Origin of the sequence: Burkholderia sp. MSMB1072, from assembly GCF_001524725.1 — a bacterium.
GTDB lineage: Bacteria > Pseudomonadota > Gammaproteobacteria > Burkholderiales > Burkholderiaceae > Burkholderia.
Genome location: NZ_LOYC01000030.1, coordinates 93,232 through 110,886, shown reverse-complemented (window position 1 = coordinate 110,886; position 17,655 = coordinate 93,232). Strand labels below are relative to the sequence as shown.

At 68.2% G+C, this 17,655-nt stretch carries 19 protein-coding genes and 2 tRNA genes; 7 read left to right on the top strand and 14 right to left on the bottom strand.

Features of this window, described 5'->3' with window-relative positions; translation table 11 throughout:
• Positions 1 to 65 precede the first annotated feature (65 nt).
• The gene (locus WS89_RS13840) at positions 66 to 578 is read left to right on the top strand and encodes an acyl-CoA thioesterase (protein ID WP_023475851.1); all 513 of its coding nucleotides are present in this window, start codon (positions 66 to 68) and stop codon (positions 576 to 578) included.
• Positions 579 to 624: 46 nt separating this feature from the next.
• Here the strand turns inward: WS89_RS13840 and fumC are convergent, their stop codons facing one another.
• From fumC to WS89_RS13825, 3 genes are all read right to left on the bottom strand, one after another.
• A complete protein-coding gene (gene fumC, locus WS89_RS13835; protein ID WP_059501633.1) occupies positions 625 to 2,019 on the bottom strand; it encodes a class II fumarate hydratase in 1,395 nt (464 codons plus the stop codon).
• Between the two features lie 156 nt (positions 2,020 to 2,175).
• Positions 2,176 to 3,564 (bottom strand): multidrug efflux MATE transporter NorM, encoded by a 1,389-nt coding sequence (gene norM, locus WS89_RS13830; RefSeq protein WP_059791501.1) that lies wholly within the window; start codon positions 3,562 to 3,564, stop codon positions 2,176 to 2,178.
• Between the two features lie 138 nt (positions 3,565 to 3,702).
• The gene (locus WS89_RS13825) at positions 3,703 to 3,921 is read right to left on the bottom strand and encodes an RNA-binding S4 domain-containing protein (RefSeq protein WP_027783904.1); all 219 of its coding nucleotides are present in this window, start codon (positions 3,919 to 3,921) and stop codon (positions 3,703 to 3,705) included.
• A 267-nt stretch (positions 3,922 to 4,188) separates the two neighbouring features.
• On the opposite strand from WS89_RS13825, the gene WS89_RS13820 reads away from it, so the two are divergent.
• Positions 4,189 to 4,590 carry a hypothetical protein gene (locus tag WS89_RS13820; protein WP_059501628.1) on the top strand — a complete coding sequence of 134 codons (402 nt, stop codon included), beginning with the start codon at positions 4,189 to 4,191 and terminating at the stop codon, positions 4,588 to 4,590.
• A 128-nt stretch (positions 4,591 to 4,718) separates the two neighbouring features.
• Here the strand turns inward: WS89_RS13820 and WS89_RS13815 are convergent, their stop codons facing one another.
• From WS89_RS13815 to fdxA, 8 genes are all read right to left on the bottom strand, one after another.
• Positions 4,719 to 5,495, bottom strand: coding sequence for a DUF4088 family protein (locus WS89_RS13815; RefSeq protein WP_059501626.1), 777 nt, complete (start codon positions 5,493 to 5,495; stop codon positions 4,719 to 4,721).
• Between the two features lie 162 nt (positions 5,496 to 5,657).
• Complete coding sequence (locus WS89_RS13810; RefSeq protein ID WP_043181927.1) at positions 5,658 to 5,996, bottom strand: AzlD domain-containing protein; 339 nt, start codon at positions 5,994 to 5,996, stop codon at positions 5,658 to 5,660.
• Positions 5,993 to 6,760, bottom strand: coding sequence for an AzlC family ABC transporter permease (locus WS89_RS13805; protein ID WP_059791500.1), 768 nt, complete (start codon positions 6,758 to 6,760; stop codon positions 5,993 to 5,995). The genes WS89_RS13810 and WS89_RS13805 overlap by 4 nt, the downstream gene beginning before the upstream one ends.
• A 125-nt stretch (positions 6,761 to 6,885) precedes the next feature.
• Positions 6,886 to 7,770, bottom strand: a complete 885-nt coding sequence (locus tag WS89_RS13800) for an AraC family transcriptional regulator (protein WP_059791498.1) — start codon at positions 7,768 to 7,770, stop codon at positions 6,886 to 6,888.
• A gap of 61 nt (positions 7,771 to 7,831) precedes the next feature.
• Positions 7,832 to 8,317: a CreA family protein gene (locus WS89_RS13795; protein ID WP_059501619.1), complete on the bottom strand. Its 486-nt coding sequence runs from the start codon at positions 8,315 to 8,317 to the stop codon at positions 7,832 to 7,834.
• A 127-nt stretch (positions 8,318 to 8,444) separates the two neighbouring features.
• Positions 8,445 to 8,520: transfer RNA gene (locus WS89_RS13790), tRNA-Asn, on the bottom strand.
• Positions 8,521 to 8,592: 72 nt separating this feature from the next.
• A tRNA-Asn gene (locus WS89_RS13785) sits at positions 8,593 to 8,668 on the bottom strand.
• Between the two features lie 104 nt (positions 8,669 to 8,772).
• On the bottom strand, positions 8,773 to 9,096 hold the full coding sequence (gene fdxA, locus WS89_RS13780; protein ID WP_009688972.1) for a ferredoxin FdxA: 324 nt from the start codon (positions 9,094 to 9,096) through the stop codon (positions 8,773 to 8,775).
• 288 nt (positions 9,097 to 9,384) lie between these two features.
• On the opposite strand from fdxA, the gene pncB reads away from it, so the two are divergent.
• The 5 genes from pncB (at position 9,385) to rmuC (ending at position 15,352) form a co-directional block, all read left to right on the top strand.
• Positions 9,385 to 10,584 (top strand): nicotinate phosphoribosyltransferase, encoded by a 1,200-nt coding sequence (gene pncB, locus WS89_RS13775; RefSeq protein ID WP_034206754.1) that lies wholly within the window; start codon positions 9,385 to 9,387, stop codon positions 10,582 to 10,584.
• Positions 10,585 to 10,670: 86 nt separating this feature from the next.
• Complete coding sequence (locus WS89_RS13770) at positions 10,671 to 11,333, top strand: LutC/YkgG family protein (protein WP_059791496.1); 663 nt, start codon at positions 10,671 to 10,673, stop codon at positions 11,331 to 11,333.
• Positions 11,334 to 11,377: 44 nt separating this feature from the next.
• On the top strand, positions 11,378 to 12,808 hold the full coding sequence (locus WS89_RS13765; protein WP_059791495.1) for a sodium:proton antiporter: 1,431 nt from the start codon (positions 11,378 to 11,380) through the stop codon (positions 12,806 to 12,808).
• Positions 12,809 to 12,887: 79 nt separating this feature from the next.
• Positions 12,888 to 13,877: a 2-hydroxyacid dehydrogenase gene (locus WS89_RS13760; RefSeq protein WP_059791935.1), complete on the top strand. Its 990-nt coding sequence runs from the start codon at positions 12,888 to 12,890 to the stop codon at positions 13,875 to 13,877.
• On the top strand, positions 13,874 to 15,352 hold the full coding sequence (gene rmuC / locus WS89_RS13755; protein ID WP_059791493.1) for a DNA recombination protein RmuC: 1,479 nt from the start codon (positions 13,874 to 13,876) through the stop codon (positions 15,350 to 15,352). Before WS89_RS13760 ends, rmuC begins: the two co-directional genes overlap by 4 nt.
• Positions 15,353 to 15,463: 111 nt before the next feature.
• On the opposite strand, the gene WS89_RS13750 is transcribed toward rmuC, so the two are convergent.
• The 3 genes from WS89_RS13750 to moeA are packed head-to-tail and all read right to left on the bottom strand — an operon-like array spanning position 15,464 to position 17,557.
• Positions 15,464 to 15,949 carry a GNAT family N-acetyltransferase gene (locus WS89_RS13750; protein WP_059791490.1) on the bottom strand — a complete coding sequence of 162 codons (486 nt, stop codon included), beginning with the start codon at positions 15,947 to 15,949 and terminating at the stop codon, positions 15,464 to 15,466.
• A complete protein-coding gene (locus WS89_RS13745) occupies positions 15,946 to 16,221 on the bottom strand; it encodes a hypothetical protein (protein ID WP_006476519.1) in 276 nt (91 codons plus the stop codon). The genes WS89_RS13750 and WS89_RS13745 overlap by 4 nt, the downstream gene beginning before the upstream one ends.
• A 37-nt stretch (positions 16,222 to 16,258) precedes the next feature.
• Positions 16,259 to 17,557 carry a molybdopterin molybdotransferase MoeA gene (moeA, locus tag WS89_RS13740; RefSeq protein ID WP_059791488.1) on the bottom strand — a complete coding sequence of 433 codons (1,299 nt, stop codon included), beginning with the start codon at positions 17,555 to 17,557 and terminating at the stop codon, positions 16,259 to 16,261.
• Between the last annotated feature and the right edge of the window lie 98 nt (positions 17,558 to 17,655).

The following is a 17,655-nucleotide window of genomic DNA, read 5'->3' as shown; positions in this document are numbered from 1 at the left end:
CGCGTTGCCGCAGTGCAACGTATAATGGCCCGATGACGGCGCCCCTGCCGCCTGGAGCCAGAACAATGCCTCAACCGTCCCCCGTGCCGGCTGCCCTCGACCGCACCGAAACCGTATTCCGCTTCCTTGCCGAGCCTTCGTCCGTGAACTTCGGCGGCAAGGTGCACGGCGGCGCGCTGATGAAGTGGATCGACGAGGTCGCGTATGCGTGCGCGGCCGTCTGGTCGAGCCGCTATTGCGTGACGGTCAGCGTCGGCAACATCCGTTTCCAGCGTCCGATCCTGGTCGGCAATCTGGTCGAGTTGAAGGCGCGCGTCGTCGCGACGGGCCGTACCAGCATGCACATCCATGTGTCGGTGCACGCCGGCGATCCGAAGGGCGGCGTGCTGCGTCAGACGACCGATTGCCTCGTCGTGTTCGTCGCGGTCGACGAGAACGGCAACCCGGTGCCGGTGCCGCCGTTCGTGCCCGAAACCGACGAGCAGCGGGTGCTGGCGAAATACGCGGCCGACGTGCGGGCCGCGCTCGACAAGATCGTCGAGATGAAGCCGGAAGAAGTCGCGAAGGGCACCGTCTGAGTGCCGCGGGCGCCGCGCCTTCCGCGCCGCGCCCGCCGTCCTGCCGTTACCGCGTGCCGATCATCTGCTCGGGGCGCACCCATGCATCGAATTCCGCCTCGGTCAGGTAGCCGAGCGCGAGCGCGGCCGCCTTCAGCGTCGTGCCTTCCTTGTGCGCCTTCTTCGCGATCTGTGCGGACTTGTCGTAGCCGATGTGCGGATTGAGCGCCGTCACGAGCATCAGCGATTCGTTCAGCAACAGGTCGATCCGCGCGCGGTTCGGCTCGATGCCCACCGCACAGTGATCGTTGAAGCTCTGCGCGCCGTCGGCGAGGAGACGCACCGACTGCAGCACGTTGTGCGCGATCATCGGCCGGAACACGTTCAACTCGAAATTGCCGCTCGCGCCGCCGACGTTGACCGCGACGTCGTTGCCGAACACCTGGCAGCACAGCATCGTCACGGCTTCCGACTGTGTCGGGTTCACCTTGCCCGGCATGATCGAACTGCCCGGCTCGTTTTCCGGAATCGACAGCTCGCCGAGCCCGCAGCGCGGGCCGCTCGCGAGCCAGCGCACGTCGTTCGCGATCTTCATCAGGCTGGCTGCCACCGTCTTCAGCGCGCCGTGCGCGAAGACCAGCGCGTCGGCGGCGGCCATCACCTCGAACTTGCTCGGCGCGGTCACGAACGGCAGCTTCGTCAGCCGGCCGATCTCGTCGGCCACGCGCACCGCGAACTCCGGATGCGCGTTCAGCCCCGTGCCGACCGCGGTGCCGCCGAGCGCGAGCTCGTACAGGTGCGGCAGCGACGATTCGACGTGACGGATGCCGTGGTCGAGCTGCGCGACATAGCCGGAGAACTCCTGGCCGAGCGTGAGCGGCGTGGCGTCCTGCAGGTGCGTGCGGCCGATCTTCACGATGTCGGCGAACGCCTTCGACTTCGCGTCGAGCGTCGCGCGCAGCGTGCGCAGCGCCGGCAGCAGGTGATTGACGATCGCGTACGCGGCCGCGACGTGCATCGCGGTCGGGAACACGTCGTTCGACGACTGGCCGCGGTTCACGTCGTCGTTCGGATGAACCTTGCGCGCTTCGCCGCGCTCGCCGCCCATCAGCTCGCTCGCGCGGTTCGCGATCACCTCGTTGAGGTTCATGTTGGTCTGCGTGCCGGAGCCCGTCTGCCACACCGCGAGCGGGAACTCGCGCGGATGCCGGCCGGCGATGATCTCGTCGGCGGCTTCGATGATCGCGCGCGCCTTGTCGTCGGCGAGTACGCCGAGCGACTGGTTGACGGCCGCCGCGGCACGCTTGACGATCGCAAGCGCGTGGATCAGCTCGGGCGACTGCTTCTCCGTCGAGATCCGGAAATTCTGCAGCGAGCGCTCGGTCTGCGCGCCCCAGAGCCGGTCGGCGGGCACGGCGATCTCGCCGAACGTGTCGCGTTCCATCCGAACTGCTTCGTTCATGATGCACTCCTCCAGGAAAGGGGAAAGGCCGCGCGTCGTCGCGCGGCGTCAGGCGTAATCAGACGTATCGTGAGGCAGTCGCGCCGCTGGCGCGGCGTCTCGAGGGGTTCCGATCGACAAGCATAGCGCCGGCTGCGATTTTGCGTCGTGTCGCGCCTAGCGGGCCGTCGCGACGAGCGACGTGGTCTTGCGGTGAAAGCGCCATGCCATCAGCGCGGCGACACTCGCGAGCCCGGCCGCGAGCCCCCACCACAGGCCGCGCGCGCCCATGCCCGCGTGGAATGCGAACCAGTAGCCGGTCGGGAAGCCGATGCCCCAGTAGCCGAAGGTCGCGGCGAGCATCGGGATGCGCGTGTCCTTCAGGCCGCGCAGCGCCCCCGACGCGACGGTCTGCATGCCGTCGACGATCTGGAATACCGCGGCGATGCCGAGCAGCGACGCGGCGAGCGACACCGTGGCCGCGTTGGCCGGGTCGTCGAGGTGCAGGTACAGGCCGACGATCGTATGCGGCGCGACGATCATCACGAGGCCTGACAGCGACATGAAGCCGACGCCGAGCGCGAGCGCGACGAAGCCCGCGTGCCGTGCGGCGACGGGCGAGCCCGCGCCGATCCAGTAGCCGACGCGAACGTTGGCCGCCTGGCCGATCGCGAGCGGCACCATGAACGACACCGACGCGACATTCAGCGCGATCTGGTGCGCGGCGAGCGACGTCGCGCCCAGCACGCCGACCGTGAGGCCGGTGGCGAGGAACAGCATCGATTCGACCCCGTACGTGATCGCGACCGGCCAGCCGATGCCGATCAACTCGCCCATCACGGGCAGCTTCGGGCGCGCCGCGGTCACGAAGTGGCGGAAGCGCTGCCGGCCGTGCAGCAGCCAGATCAGCGCGAGCGCGGTGAGCCAGATCGTGATCGTGGTCGCGACGGCCGAACCGAGAAAGCCGAGGCGCGGCAACCCGAAGGCGCCGTGGATCAGCCCGTAGTTCAGCACGCCGTTGACGCCGACGCCGCCGATCGACACCCACAAGAGCCGCCGCGCGGCACCGATCGCCGGCAGGAACGCGCGCATCAGCCCGACGCCGATCAGGCTGCCGAGCGCCGCGAAGCGCAGGATGCCCGTGTATTCGCCGACATGATGCGCGAGCAGCGGTGGCTCGTGGAACATCAGCAGGATCGGTTCGGCAAGCGACAGCGCGACGATGGCCGGAATCGCGAGCAGCACGGACAGCGCGAAGCCTGTCCAGTAGATGTGCGGCACGCGATCCTCGGCCTGGGCGCCGCGCGCATGCGCGACGCTCACGCTGACCGACGACAGCACGCCTTGCAGGATCGTCACGATGACGAAGAAGAAGTTCGCGCCGAGCCCGCCCGCCGCGAGCGAATCGGGGCCGAGCGAACCGAGCAGCACCGTGTCGGTGACGCTCATCGCCATCTGGGAAAGTTGCGCGATCGCGAGCGGCGCGGCGAGGCGCGCGGTATCGGCGGCATGACTGGACAGGGACGGCGGCGCGGTGGCCGTCCTCGTAAGACCGGAATGCGACATGGAATGGGCGCTCGCGCGGGTGCGGGCCCGCGCTATATGTATTTATTTTGAGAGACGGCTAGCTTACGGCTTTATTCGTACCGTGTCGAACGCGCGCGCCGATGGCCATGTCGCGGGCAGGGGGAACCCGCGCGGGCGCTAGGCCTCGCGCACCGCGATGCGCGTGTCGCCGAGCAGTACGACCTGGCCCGCGCGGATCTTGCAGGTCTTGCGAAGCTCGATCGCGCCGTCGACTTTCACGGCGCCGGACGCGACGATCAGCTTCGCGGTGCCGCCGCTGTCCGCGAGGCCGGTGATCTTGAGAAGGTTGTGCAGCTCGACGTATTCGCCGGTCAGCGTGAAATCCAGATTGGGCATGACGAGGAAGGTGCGCGACGCGCGGGAGGAAACGCTCCGCATCATACGGCACCGCGCGCCCGCACGCGAGCGCGGGCGGCCGCCGGCGGATGTAAAGGACTGTGAGCGATTCGTCAGCAAATGAAACGGTGGGTAACAGTCTGAGAGATTCGCGAACCGGCCGCGCGGGCAGCCGGTCTTCTGTCGTACCTGCTGCGCGTTGCGGCGGGGAACGCGCCGGACCGCTTCGCTGCGGCCCGGGCGCACAACTTCTTGAGGAGAATTGCCATGTCCAAGATTCGTACGATGCTGATCGGTGCCGCGCTGACGGCGTTCGCCACTTCGGCCGCATTCGCCCAGACGGGCACGACGGCGCAAGGCGCGGCCGGTGCCGGCGTGCAGGCGCAGACGCCGGCGGCAGGTGTCGGTGCGGGCGCGCAGGGCGGTGCCGGCGCGAACATGTCGGGCAATGCGACGGGCGGTGCGACCGATGCAGTCGGCGCGGCGGCCGATGGCGCGAAGGATACGACGTCGTCGGCCGTCCATTCGGCCAAGAAGCACACGAAGCATGCGGCGAAGTCGGCCAAGGGCCATGCGGGCTCGGCCAAGGCGAAGGCCGACGAGGCGACCGAAGGCGGCGCATCGGTCGGCGCGCAGGGCGGTGCATCGGCCCAGGGCGCCACGCAGTAAGCGTGCGCGACGCCGTCGCGACGCTTGCCTGGAACGGCGCGGCGCGACGGCAATCGTCAGGCGGCCCGGTTCGCTTCGCGCGACCGGGCCGTTTTCGTGAAGTGATGCGTTGCGCGGGACGAGCGCGCTCAGGGCCGGCGCTGGCCTTGCCCCTGTCCCTGGGCCGGCCGTACGGCGGCCGGCGTGAACACGCTGCGAAGCCACGCGGCCAGGCGCGCGAAGACGTCGTACGGTTCCTCGACGAAGATCTCCGGCTTCAGCAGCCGCAGGTATTCCATGATCTGCTGCGCTTCCTGCTTCTGGAACGAGCCGTGCGCGAGCCCGAGCCGCAGCAGCCCGCGCAGTTCGCCGAGCTTGTCGCGCGCGGTACTGCCGACGCTCATCTCGCACGCGAGCTTGGCCTCGTAGATCCGCTGCCGCAGCGATTCCGCGAGCCGCCACGCAGGCGTCTGCATCTGTTCCTCGAGCGTCTGGATGTCCTGCGCCGCGCTCTTGATCTGCGACGCGAGCGGGTCGATCAGCGACGCGTCGCCCTGCGCTTCGGCGACGATCGCCTTCGCCCAGTCGCGGCATGCCTTCGCGAGTTCGTCGGGCGTCCATTCGGAGCGCGACGCGAAGCCGAAGCCGAATTCGCTTGCCTGCCGCATCAGGATCGCGACGACGTCCGGAAATTCCTTGTCGAGCGTGCGCTTGGCCCACGCGTACTGGCCGCCCTGCAGCATCCGCTGCACGGCGTGCTCGGTCAGCGGCACCATGTTGTCGAGCAGCTTGGCGCGCAGGAAATCCTCGAACGACGGCGTCGCGAATTGCGGGTCGAGTTTCAGCGACACGCGGACGAACGCATCGTAGTCCTTGCGCAGGGACTCGAGCGTGTCGTCCTTGAGGGAAAGGGTGATCTGGCCCATGAATCGTCTCGATGGCGGCCCGCGCAAGCCGGCGCCGGCGCGGTGCACCGGGGACGGGGCACGGCGTCGACTGACCGATGCGCGCCGGGGCCGGTGGCGGGTCTTCATCTGCTATATCGGCGCACCGGGCGGAAACTTGAGCGTGCGCGACGGAGCCTGCGCTCAGGCGGGCAGCCAGTGCGGCAGTACGACCCCTTGCCACAGGAAGAACACCGCGAGCCCGGCGGCGATCGTCACGAGCGGGCGGCGGGTCGCGGCCGATACGAGCACGGCCGCGAGCGCGCCGACGAGCTGCGGGTTTCGCCAGGTCAGCTCGGCCGTGCCGCCGTGCGGCGAGACGGTCATCGGCACGATGATCGCGGTCAGTACGGTGACCGGCACGAAGCCGAGCGCGGTCCGCACGAGCGGCGGGAACGTCAGCCGCTCGCCGAACAGGAACAGCGTCGAACGGATCGCATACGTGATGACGGCCATCCCGAGGATCAGCAGCGCGTAACTCACGACGCAGCCTCCGGGCGGGAGCCGGCGCGCGTGCGATCGTGCAGCAGCGTGAGCACGACGCCGATCGCGACGCCGGCGGCGACCGCGCCGAGCAGCCCGAGCTTGTACGGCCAGCCCTGCCAGAAGTACGCGAGCGTGCCGGCCGTGGCGGCCGCCGCGAAGTAGCGCAGTGTGCCGAGCTGCGGGACGACGATCGCGATGAAGGTCGCCGCCATCGCGAAATCGAGGCCGAGCGACTGCAGGCCCGGGAATGCCGTGCCGAAGCCGATGCCCGCGAGCGTCCAGACCTGCCAGTTCAGGTACATCGCGAGCCCGGAGCCGAAAAAGTAGTGGGGGCCGATCGTACCGGGCGGGTAGTGCCGGTAGTGTCCGTAGGCGACCGCGAACACCTCGTCGGTCATCAACGCGCCAAGCGTCGCGCGCCAGCGCAGCGGCAGGTGTGCGACATAGGGCGCGAGCGTCGCGCTGTACAGCAGGTGGCGCAGGTTCACGATCAGCGTCGTGGCGAGCACGACGGCGAAACCCGCGCTGCCGGCGATCAGGCCGAGCGCGATGAACTGCGCGGAGCCCGCGAACACTGCGAGCGACATTAGCGCGCCGTGCCATGCGGCGAGCGGGCCGCCGCCGACGAGCGTGCCGAAAATCACGCCGAACGGTGCCGCGCCGATCATCATCGGAATCGTGTCGCGTGCGCCGTCGAGCCATTCGTTGAGCGGGCGGCGCGGGGGCGATGCGGGTGTCTTGTTCAAGAAGCGCTCCTCCATGAGGGGGAGGATAGCGGGCCGGTGGCGAGCCGGCTTGTATGTTCTTGCGCACGCCGGAGCGGCGCCGGTTCGCGTGCCGGCCGGCGCGGGTCGCGGCGCGGCCGACGGCCGCGGGAAGCCGCGCGTCAGCTTGCCTGCCAGCGCCCGGGCGGCACGCCGAACATCCGTTTGAAATGCCGCGTGAAATGGCTCTGGTCGACGAAGCCGCTGGCCGCCGCGACATCGGCGACGGGGATGCCCGCGCGCAGCGGCGCCAGCGCCCGCTGCAGCCGCAGCTGATTGCGCCACGCATGCGGCGGCATGCCGACCGTACGGGTGAACAGGCGCGCCGCGTGAAACGGCGACAGGCCGGCCGCCTGTGCGACATCGTCGAGCGTCACCGTGCACGTCAGATCGGCGGCGAGCCGCTCGCGCATCGCGTCGACGCGCGGTTCGTCGGCCGCGAGCGGCGCCGGCTGCGGCCGCACGACGGCGTGGCGCGCGATCAGCGTCGACAGCGCGTCGAGCATCGCGGTTTCGGCGGCGAGCGGATCGTAGATGCGCGGCGCGTCGGCCGACTGCACGGGTGCATGCGACGACAGCGCTTGCTCGCTGCCGGCTTCCAGCATCCGGTGCGCGAGCGTGAGCCGGGCCGCGAGATCGGCGTCGCGGATCACGTCGGGCGCAAACCACGGCGCATCCTGCGGGCGGCCCGCGATCGAACTGGCGAGTTCGCGGATGAATTCGACCGGCATGTAGCTGACGCGATAGCACCAGCCCTCGTCGGCGGCACGCGACCCCGTATGGACTTCGCCGGGATTGATCACGGGCACGGTGCCCGTTTCGGCGACATGGCCGGTGCCGCGATAGGTGAAGCGTTCCGCGCCTTCGAGAATCACGGGGATCGTGTATGCGTCGTGCCAGTGAGGCGCGAACGCGTGATCGCGATAGGTGGCCGTGAGGAGATCCGCGTCCGGCACGAGCGGCGTGCGCCAGTAGCGTGCGGAATCGGGAAGGCGGGTGGCGGACATGAGCGGGCGCGGGAGCGGTCGAACCGACAGTGTATCGCTCGCGCGCCCGGCGGGAGCGGGCTTACTTGACCGGAATCGTCGTGCCGGCCGGCATCGGCACCGCGGTGACGGCGTTCTTCGGGCTGCCGCTGACGATGCGGTCGCTGTAGGTCAGGTAGACGATCGTGTTGCGTTTCTTGTCGACCACGCGCACGACGTGCAGCGTCTTGAAGATGAACGACATGCGTTCGCTGAACACGTCGGTCTGCTGCTTGAGCGGTTCCTTGAAGCTGATCGGGCCGACCTGCCGGCACGCGATCGATGCCTCGCTCGGATCCTCGGCCACGCCGAGCGTGCCCTTGATCCCGCCGGTGCGGGCGCGCGACACGTAGCAGGTCACGCCGTTCACGACCGGATCGTCATAGGCCTCGACGACCACGCGATCGGAGCCCGTGACGCGGAAATGGGTATTGACGCTGCCGACTTCCTCCGCCTGCGCGAACGGCGCTGCAGCGAACGCGGAGAGCAGGAGGGCGAGAGGGGCGGAGAGCAGTAGGCGATGCTTCATCGACGGAACCGGATGCGAATGCGGGACAGAGACTCTAGCATGCGCGTGACCGGGCCACGAAAAGCGGAAGGGCGGAACGGCGGCCGGAAAAACAAAAGGCCCGTCGAATGACGGGCCTTTCGCTATTTGGCTCCCCGACCTGGGCTCGAACCAGGGACCTACGGATTAACAGTCCGGCGCTCTACCGACTGAGCTATCGGGGAATAAATCGGTACATCTGCGTGTTGCTTCGTTCAACAAAAAACCCGTCCACTTTCAACGGGCCTTTGCGTTTTTGGCTCCCCGACCTGGGCTCGAACCAGGGACCTACGGATTAACAGTCCGGCGCTCTACCGACTGAGCTATCGGGGAACAAACAACAACAGCAGAGAAACGAGATTGTATGGAGTGTTCGCTAACCTGTCAATACTTTGGAGCCGCAGCGAATAAAATTTTTTTCAGTCGCCGTCGTGCGATCAGCGTTCGAGCAGGTGCAGCTTGTCCTGCACGTCCTTCCACTCGTCCGCATCGGCGGGCGCCGGCTTGGTCTTCGTGATCGACGGCCAGTTCTTCGCCAGCTCCGCGTTCAGCGCGGTGAACTGCTGCTGGTCGCCCGGAACGTCTTCTTCGGCATAGATCGCATTGGTCGGGCATTCGGCGACGCACACGGCGCAGTCGATGCACTCGTCCGGATCGATGGCGAGAAAGTTGGGACCTTCACGGAAGCAATCCACCGGGCACACATCCACGCAATCCGTGTATTTGCACTTGATGCAGCCTTCGGTCACAACGTGAGTCATTAAAACGCTCCTGCTTGGCGGTATATATGGGGTGGCGTTTGCGCCAAAAGCGGCATTGTAACTGAAGCGCAAAACCCGCATGGCGTGGTCGGCTATCCGGCTTATATCGTTTCGTGATTAGTTTATGGTGGGCGCAAGGCGGACACAACCGCGCGCCGGGCACGAGCGCGATGCGGCGTGGCGGGGGCGGTTTCGCGATGGTCCGGCACGCATTCGGGTAACATGGTCGACAGACCGGGCGGCGCGCGGTGCGTCGGGGCCGGTCACGCTATTGGCGCTGCCGTCATCATGATCATCACTTCGCTGCTCGACACGGATCTCTACAAGTTCACGATGATGCAGGTCGTCCTGCATCACTTTCCCGCTGCAAACGTCGAATACCGTTTCCGGTGCCGCACGCCCGGCGTCGATCTCGTGCCGTACATCGACGAGATTCGCGACGAGGTGCGCGGCCTGTGCTCGCTGCGCTTTTCCGACGTCGAACTCGACTATCTGCGGCGGATGCGCTTCATCAAGAGCGACTTCGTCGACTTCCTCGCGCTGTTCCACCTGAACGAGAAGTACATCTCGATCACGCCGTCGCCGAAAGGCAACGGCGAGATCGACATCGTGATCGAGGGGCCGTGGCTGCATACGATCCTGTTCGAGATCCCGGTGCTCGCGATCGTCAACGAAGTCTATTTCCGCAACACGCAGCGCGAGCCCGACTATCGCGAAGGCCGCGAACGGCTGCGCGAGAAGATCAAGCTGCTCGGCGCGAAGCCCGAATTCGCCGACTGCAAGATCGCCGACTACGGCACGCGCCGGCGCTTCTCGAAGGTCTGGCACGAGGAAGTCGCGCTCACGCTGCGCGACGGGCTCGGCCCGCAGTTCGCGGGCACCAGCAACGTGCTGTACGCGATGAAGCACGGCATCACGCCGCTCGGCACGATGGCGCACGAATACCTGCAGGCGTGCCAGGCGCTCGGCCCGCGGTTGCGCGATTCGCAGATCTACGGCTTCGAGATGTGGGCGAAGGAGTATCGCGGCGACCTCGGGATCGCGCTGTCGGACGTCTACGGCATGGACGCGTTCCTGAACGACTTCGACATGTACTTCTGCAAGCTGTTCGACGGCGCGCGCCACGATTCGGGCGATCCGTTCGACTGGGGCGAGCGGATGCTGCGTCATTACGAGGCGAACCGGTGCGACCCGCGCACCAAGGTGCTCGTGTTCTCGGACGCGCTCGACATTCCGAAGGTCATGCAGCTGTACGAACGGTTCCGCGGCCGCTGCAAGCTTGCGTTCGGCGTCGGCACCAACCTCACCAACGATCTCGGCTACGTGCCGCTGCAGATCGTGATCAAGATGGTTCGCTGCAACGGCCAGCCGGTCGCGAAGCTGTCGGATTCGCCGGGCAAGAGCATGTGCGACGACAAGGCGTATCTCGCGTACCTGCGCCAGGTGTTCGGCATCGCGCAGCCGGTCGAGGAAGACGCGTCGAAGTAGGCGCCGGCCGTTTGGCCGAGGGTGTGTCGCAGCAGGGGTGGCCGGTATAATCCGACGTATTGCACGCAACGTCACGAGGACCGTTCATGGACACTTCCGCTGCCCGTCGCCAGATCCTCGCGCGCATCCGCGCGGCGCAGGGGCGCGCGGCCGAACCCGATGCAGCGGAGCGCGACGGCGTCGCCGACTACCTTGCCCGTCATCCGCAAGGCCCGCGCCCGCCGGTGCCGGCCGACCTCGTCGCCGCTTTCGTCGACGAAGCGCAGCGCCTGTCGACCACGGTCGACGAAGTCGCGACGCCGGCCGACGTGCCTGCCGCCGCCGCCCGCTATCTTGCCGCTCACGGCCTGCCGGCGCAGGCCATCGCATGGCGCACGCTGGCCGATCTCGACTGGGCCGCCGCCGGCCTGTCGGTCGAGTGCCGCAAGCCGCGTGACGGCGATCTCGTCGGCCTGACCGGCTGCTTTTGCGCGACCGCCGAAACGGGGTCGCTGGTATTGTTGTCCGGCCCCGACACTTACGCATCGGCTGGCCTGCTGCCGGAAACCCACATCGCGATCGTGCCGGCGTCGCGCATCGTCGCCGGTCATGAAGACGCGTTCGCGCTGATTCGCGCGGAGCGCGGCGAACTGCCGCGCGCGGTCAATTTCGTGTCGGGCCCGTCGCGCACCGGCGACATCGAGCAAACGATCATTCTGGGTGCACACGGTCCGTACCGCGTGCACGCGATCGTCGTACGGGGCGCATGACGCGCCCGCTGCCTTCACCCTTATTTCGAACAAGGAAGTTCCGCATGAAACGACATGCCGCCTGGGCGGGCATGGCGTCGGGAATCGCGCTTGGCGCCGCTCCCGCGCTCGCATCGGCCGCCACGCTCGACGGTTCCACGCTGTCGGCGCTCTGGGGGATCCCATTCGCCGGGATCCTGCTGTCCATCGCGCTGTTTCCGCTCGTCGCCCCCGTGTTCTGGCATCACCACTTCGGCAAGATCGCCGCCGGCTGGGCGATCGTGTTCCTGGCGCCGTTCGCGGTCGCGTTCGGCGCCGGCACCGCGTTCGGCACGCTCGTGCATGCGCTGCTCGAGGAATACATCCCGTTCATCGTGCTGCTCACCGCGCTCTATACGGTCGCGGGCGGCATCTGCGTGAACGGCAATCTGCATGGTTCGCCGAAGCTGAATACCGCGATGCTCGCGCTCGGCACGCTGCTCGCGAGCGTGATGGGCACGACGGGTGCCGCGATGCTGTTGATCCGGCCGCTCCTGCGCGCCAACGACAACCGCAAGCATGTCGTGCACGTCGTGATCTTCTTCATCTTCCTCGTCGCGAACGCGGGCGGCTCGCTGTCGCCGCTCGGCGATCCGCCGCTGTTCCTCGGCTTCCTGAACGGCGTGAGCTTCTTCTGGACGACCACGCATCTCGCGCTGCCGATGCTGTTCATCTGCGTGGTGCTGCTGACGCTGTTCTTCGCGCTCGATACGTACTTCTACCGGAAGGGCGGCGAGGAGCGGCCGGCCGCGCTCGATCCGACGCCCGACGGTGCGGCGCTGTCGATCGACGGCAAGATCAACTTCGTGCTGCTGGCGGCCGTGATCGCGCTCGTGCTGATGAGCGGCGTGTGGAAGCCGGGCATCTCGTTCGACGTGTGGGGCACGCACGTCGCGTTGCAGAATCTCGTACGCGACGTCGCGCTCGTGGCGGTGACGCTCGTGTCGCTCGCGCTGACGCCGCGTTCCGCGCGCGAGGGCAACGCGTTCAACTGGGCGCCGATCGAGGAGGTCGCGAAGCTGTTCGCCGGCATCTTCGTGACGATCGCGCCGGTGATCGTGATCCTGCGCGCGGGGGCGGACGGCGCGTTCGCGCAGATCGTCCATCTCGTCACGGGGCCCGACGGCAAGCCGATCGATGCGATGTACTTCTGGGCGACGGGCATCCTGTCGTCGTTCCTCGACAATGCGCCGACCTATCTCGTGTTCTTCAATCTCGCGGGCGGCGATGCGCAGACGCTGATGACGACCGGCGCATCGACGCTCGCCGCGATTTCCGCCGGCGCGGTGTTCATGGGCGCGAACAGCTATATCGGCAACGCGCCGAACTTCATGGTGAAGGCGATCGCCGAATCGCGCGGCGTGAAGATGCCGAGCTTCTTTGCGTACCTCGGCTGGGCGCTCGTCGTGCTGATACCGGTATTCCTGCTGACGTCGTGGCTTTTCTTCCCGGCGTAAGCTGACGATTTTCAACCCCGAGCGGGCGGTCCCGGCGGCGCACGGCGCTACGACCCGTCCGCGGCATGCGGAGATGGCGATGCAGAAGATCCTGGTCGCGCGTCCGATCTTTCCGGACGTGATCGAACGGCTCGAGCAGTATTTCGAAGTCGACTGGAACGACGGCGACGTGCTCACGCCCGACGCGCTCGCCGCGCGTCTGGCCGACAAGGACGGCGCGCTGACGGCCGGCGACCCGATCGGCGCGGCGACGCTCGCGGTCGCGCCGCGCCTGCGCGTCGTGGCGAACATGGCGGTCGGCTACAACAACTTCGACATGGCCGCGTTCAACGCCGCGAACGTGCTCGGCACCAACACGCCCGACGTGCTGAACGAGTCGACCGCCGATTTCGGCTGGGCGCTGATGATGGCCGCCGCGCGTCGGATCGCCGAATCCGAACACTGGCTGCGCGCCGGTCACTGGCAGAAGTGGGCGTACGACGGCTTCCTGGGTGCCGACATCTACGGCTCGACGCTCGGCGTCATCGGGATGGGCCGCATCGGCCAGGCGCTCGCGCGCCGCGCGCGCGGCTTTGGGATGCAGGTGATCTATCACAACCGGTCGCGGGTCGCGCCCGAGATCGAAGCCGAGCTCGATGCCGAATACGTGTCGAAGGATGCGCTGCTCGCGCGCGCCGATCATGTCGTGCTCGTGCTGCCGTACACGAAAGAGAACCATCACACGATCGGCGCGGCCGAGCTCGCGAAGATGAAACCCACGGCGACGCTGACCAACATCGCGCGCGGCGGGATCGTCGACGATGCGGCGCTGGCCGCCGCGTTGCGCGACGGGACGATCGCCGCGGCCGGCCTCGACGTGTACGAGGGCGAGCCGAGCGTGCATCCGGCGCTGCTCGAAGTGCCGAACGTCGTGCTGACGCCGCATATCGCGAGCGCGACCGAAAGGACGCGCCGCGCGATGGCGAATCTCGCCGCCGACAACCTGATCGCCGCGCTGGGCGAGGGGCCGCGTGCGGGGCAGCCGCCGAATCCGATCAACCCTGACGTGATCGGGAAGCCGCGCGCATGACGATGACGTTGTTGCTTGCGGCGGTCGTCGTGCTGGCCGTCGCGCTCGTCGTGGCGATCGTCGCGCTCGTGCGCGGCGGCGGCCGCCACGACGACGCGGCCGTGCTCGGCGACCGGATCGAGGATGCCGCGCATGCGCAGGCGCGCGCGGTCGAGCGGCTCGAACGCGAATTACGCGGCGAGATCGTCGAAAATGCGCGCGGGTCGCGTACCGAGCTGGCCGGCAGCTTTGCCCAGTTGCAGCAGACGCTCGCCGCGCAACTGACGAGCGTGGCGACCGTGCAGAACAGCCAGATCGAGGGGTTCGCGCAGCAGCTCGGCAAGCTCGTCGCCGGCAATGCGCAGCAGTTCGATGCGATGCGCGAGAGCGTGCAGCGCCAGGCCCAGCAGGCGCGCGACGAACAGACGGGCGCGCTGCGGCTGTTCGGCGACACGTTGAACCGACAGCTCACGCAACTGACCGAGGCGAACGACCGCCGGATCGGCGAAGTGCGTGCGACGCTCGAACAGCGGCTGAAGGAAATCGAGACGAACAACGCAGCGAAGCTCGAGGAGATGCGCCGCACCGTCGACGAGAAGCTGCACGCGACGCTCGAGCAGCGGCTCGGCGAATCGTTCAAGCTCGTGTCGGACCGGCTCGAACAGGTGCATCGCGGGCTCGGCGAGATGCAGACGCTCGCGGCCGGCGTCGGCGACCTGAAGAAGGTGCTGACCAACGTGAAGACGCGCGGCACCTGGGGCGAAGTGCAGCTCGAGGCGCTGCTGGAACAGATGCTGACGGCCGACCAGTACGCGAAGAACGTCGCGACGGTGCCGAAGAGTACCGAGCGCGTGGAATTCGCGATCCGGCTGCCGGGCCGCGCTGCCGGCACGCGCGACGCGCCGCCGGTGTGGCTGCCGATCGACGCGAAATTCCCGCGCGAAGACTACGAGCGGTTGATCGACGCGCAGGAGCGCGCCGATGCGGTGGCCGTCGAGGAGGCGGCGCGTGCGCTCGAGGCGCGGGTGCGGATGGAAGCGCGCACGATCGCCGAGAAATACGTCGCGCCGCCGCACACGACCGATTTCGCGCTGCTGTTCCTGCCGACCGAGGGGCTCTATGCGGAGATCCTGCGCCGCCCGGGGCTGACCGACCTGCTGCAGCGCGACTATCGTGTGACGGTCGCCGGGCCGACCACGCTCACCGCCCTGTTGAACAGCCTGCAGATGGGGTTCCGCACACTCGCGATCGAGCAGCGCTCGAGCGAGGTGTGGCAGGTGCTCGGTGCGGTCAAGACGGAGTTCGGCAAGTTCGGCGACGTGCTCGCGCGCACGAAGGCGCAGCTCGAAACGGTCACGCGTTCGATCGAGTCTGCCGAGCAGCGCACGCGTGTGATGAGCCGCAAGCTGAAGCAGGTCGAGGCGCTGCCGGGCGATGCGGCGGCCGGTCTGCTCGGCGCGGAAGGGGCCGAAGGCGCCGATGCGGACGACGCGTGACGCGCGTTGGCGGCAACTGCCCTAGCATTCCTGAACCGTCCAGCTTCTGGGGTTCAGTTTACGCGGCGCCCGTTTTCGTTGGCGGCGGTGGCCGGCGCGGCCGGCTCGCGCTCAATGCGCGGCGAGCGTGCCCAGCGCGTCGCCCGTCACGCGCACGATGCGCCACTCCGGCAGCACGGTTGCCCCCATTTTTTCGTAGAAATCGATCGCCGGCTGGTTCCAGTCGAGGACCGACCATTCGAAGCGCGCGCAACGGCGCTCGACGGCGAGTGCCGCGAGATGACGCAGCATCGCAGTGCCGAGGCCCGTGCCGCGCTGCGACGGCTGCACGTACAGATCCTCGAGATAGAGTCCGCGGCGGCCGAGGAACGTCGAATAGTTGTGGAAGAACAGCGCGTACGCGACAATCGCGCCGTCGCGCTCGGCCACCAGCGCTTCGGCAGCGGGGTGCTCGCCGAACAGCGCGTCGGCGAGATCGGCTTCGGCCGCGACGAACAGATGCGCGAGCTTCTCGAACTCGGCCAGCTCGCGCATCAGCGCGAGGATCGCGCCGATGTCGCGCGGGTCGGCCGCGCGGATCAGCGGCGTGCCGCTCACGCTTCCTCCGGCGGATCGGACAGCACGATCTCGATGCCGCCGAAGCGCGACGCGACCCAGTTGTACGCATGGCACGCGATCCACAGCAGCACGAAACCGAGGATCGCGTTCAGCAGCAGTGCGCTCAGGATCGTGCTCAACTCGACCATCCCGTAACGGATATACGCGACGAGAATGCCGAGCAGCACGATCGGCACGCTGAACGTCAGGTAGACGAGGATCAGCGCCTTTGCGGTCTGCCCCGCGGCGATCGACGAGATTTGTTTCTTCATGTGCGGATTGCCCCCGTAGTGATATACCGATTGGAATTCAGACCAGGCCGTCGAGCGGCAGGATGTCGACCGGGGCGCCCGCGTCGACTGCCGCGGTATCGTGGCCCAGGACGATGAAACAGTTGGCGGCTGCGAGACCGCTCAGCGACGCGGAGCTTTGCGATCCGGCCGGTGCGACGTGCCATTGGCCGTCGGCGGCGCGCGTCGCGATGCCGCGCAGGTATTCGGTGCGACCGGGACGCGTCTTCAACGGCTGCGTACTGAGCGCCGTGTACATGGCCGGCGGCGGCGTCTGCGCGCCGGCCAGCGTCAGCAGTGCGGGGCGCACGATCGCGTAAAACGTCACGGCGGAGGCGACCGGATTGCCGGGCAGCCCGAAGAACAGCGCGTGGCCGGCGCTGTCGCCCTCGCGTGCGAGCGTGCCGCACGCGAGCGGCCGGCCGGGCCGCAGCGCGAGACTGGCGAACGTCACGTCGCCGAGCCGCGCCATCACGTCGCGCGTGAAGTCGGCTTCGCCGACCGACACGCCGCCCGACGTGATGACCGCATCGGCCTGCGCGGCGATGGCGTCGCGCAATGCGGCCTCGAGCGCGGCCGGGTCGTCGCGGACGATTCCGAGATCGATCGTGTCCACGTGCAGCCGTTCGAGCATCGCGATCAGCATCCCGCGATTGCTGTCGTACAGCGCGCCGCGGCCGAGCGGTTCGCCGGGCTCGCGCAGCTCGTCACCGGTCGAGAACACGGCGACGCGCACACGCCGGCGCACCGTGACGTCGGTGACGCCGAACGACGCGAGCAGGCCGAGATCCGATGGCCGCAGGATACGGCCGGCGGCCAGCGCGCAGGCGCCGCGTGCGAGATCCTCGCCGGCCTTGCGGCAGTTCGCGCCGCGCGCGACGTCGCGCGCGGCGAAGCGAATCGTGTCGCCATCGACGCGTACGCGTTCCTGCGGAATCACCGTGTCGCATCCGGCCGGCATCGGCGCGCCCGTCATGATCCGCACGCAGGCATGGGCCGCCACGCCGCCGTCGAACGGATGGCCGGCGAACGCGGTGCCGGCGACCGTCATCGCGACCTCGCCCTGCGCCGATGCGAATGCTGCGCTGCTGCCGTCGAACGCATAGCCGTCCATTGCCGAGTTGTCGTACGCGGGAATGTCGAACGGTGCGCTCACGTCGGCCGCGAGCACGCGGTCGAGCGCATCGCGCAGCGTCACCGTGTCGTATGCGTCGACCGGCGCCGCGAAGCGGCACGCGAGCGCCTGTGCGTCGGCGAGCGACAGCGGGGCATCGGGGCCGGGTGCGGTTCGGGAAGCGGGCGAGGATTGCGTGATCATCAGTCGGACTGCGCCGCAAGGCGTATCGGGTTCGTGGCCGGTGGCGCGAGGAGGGTGCCTGGGCGCGGGTTTCGCGTGCGGCGGGCGCCGGGCGGGAA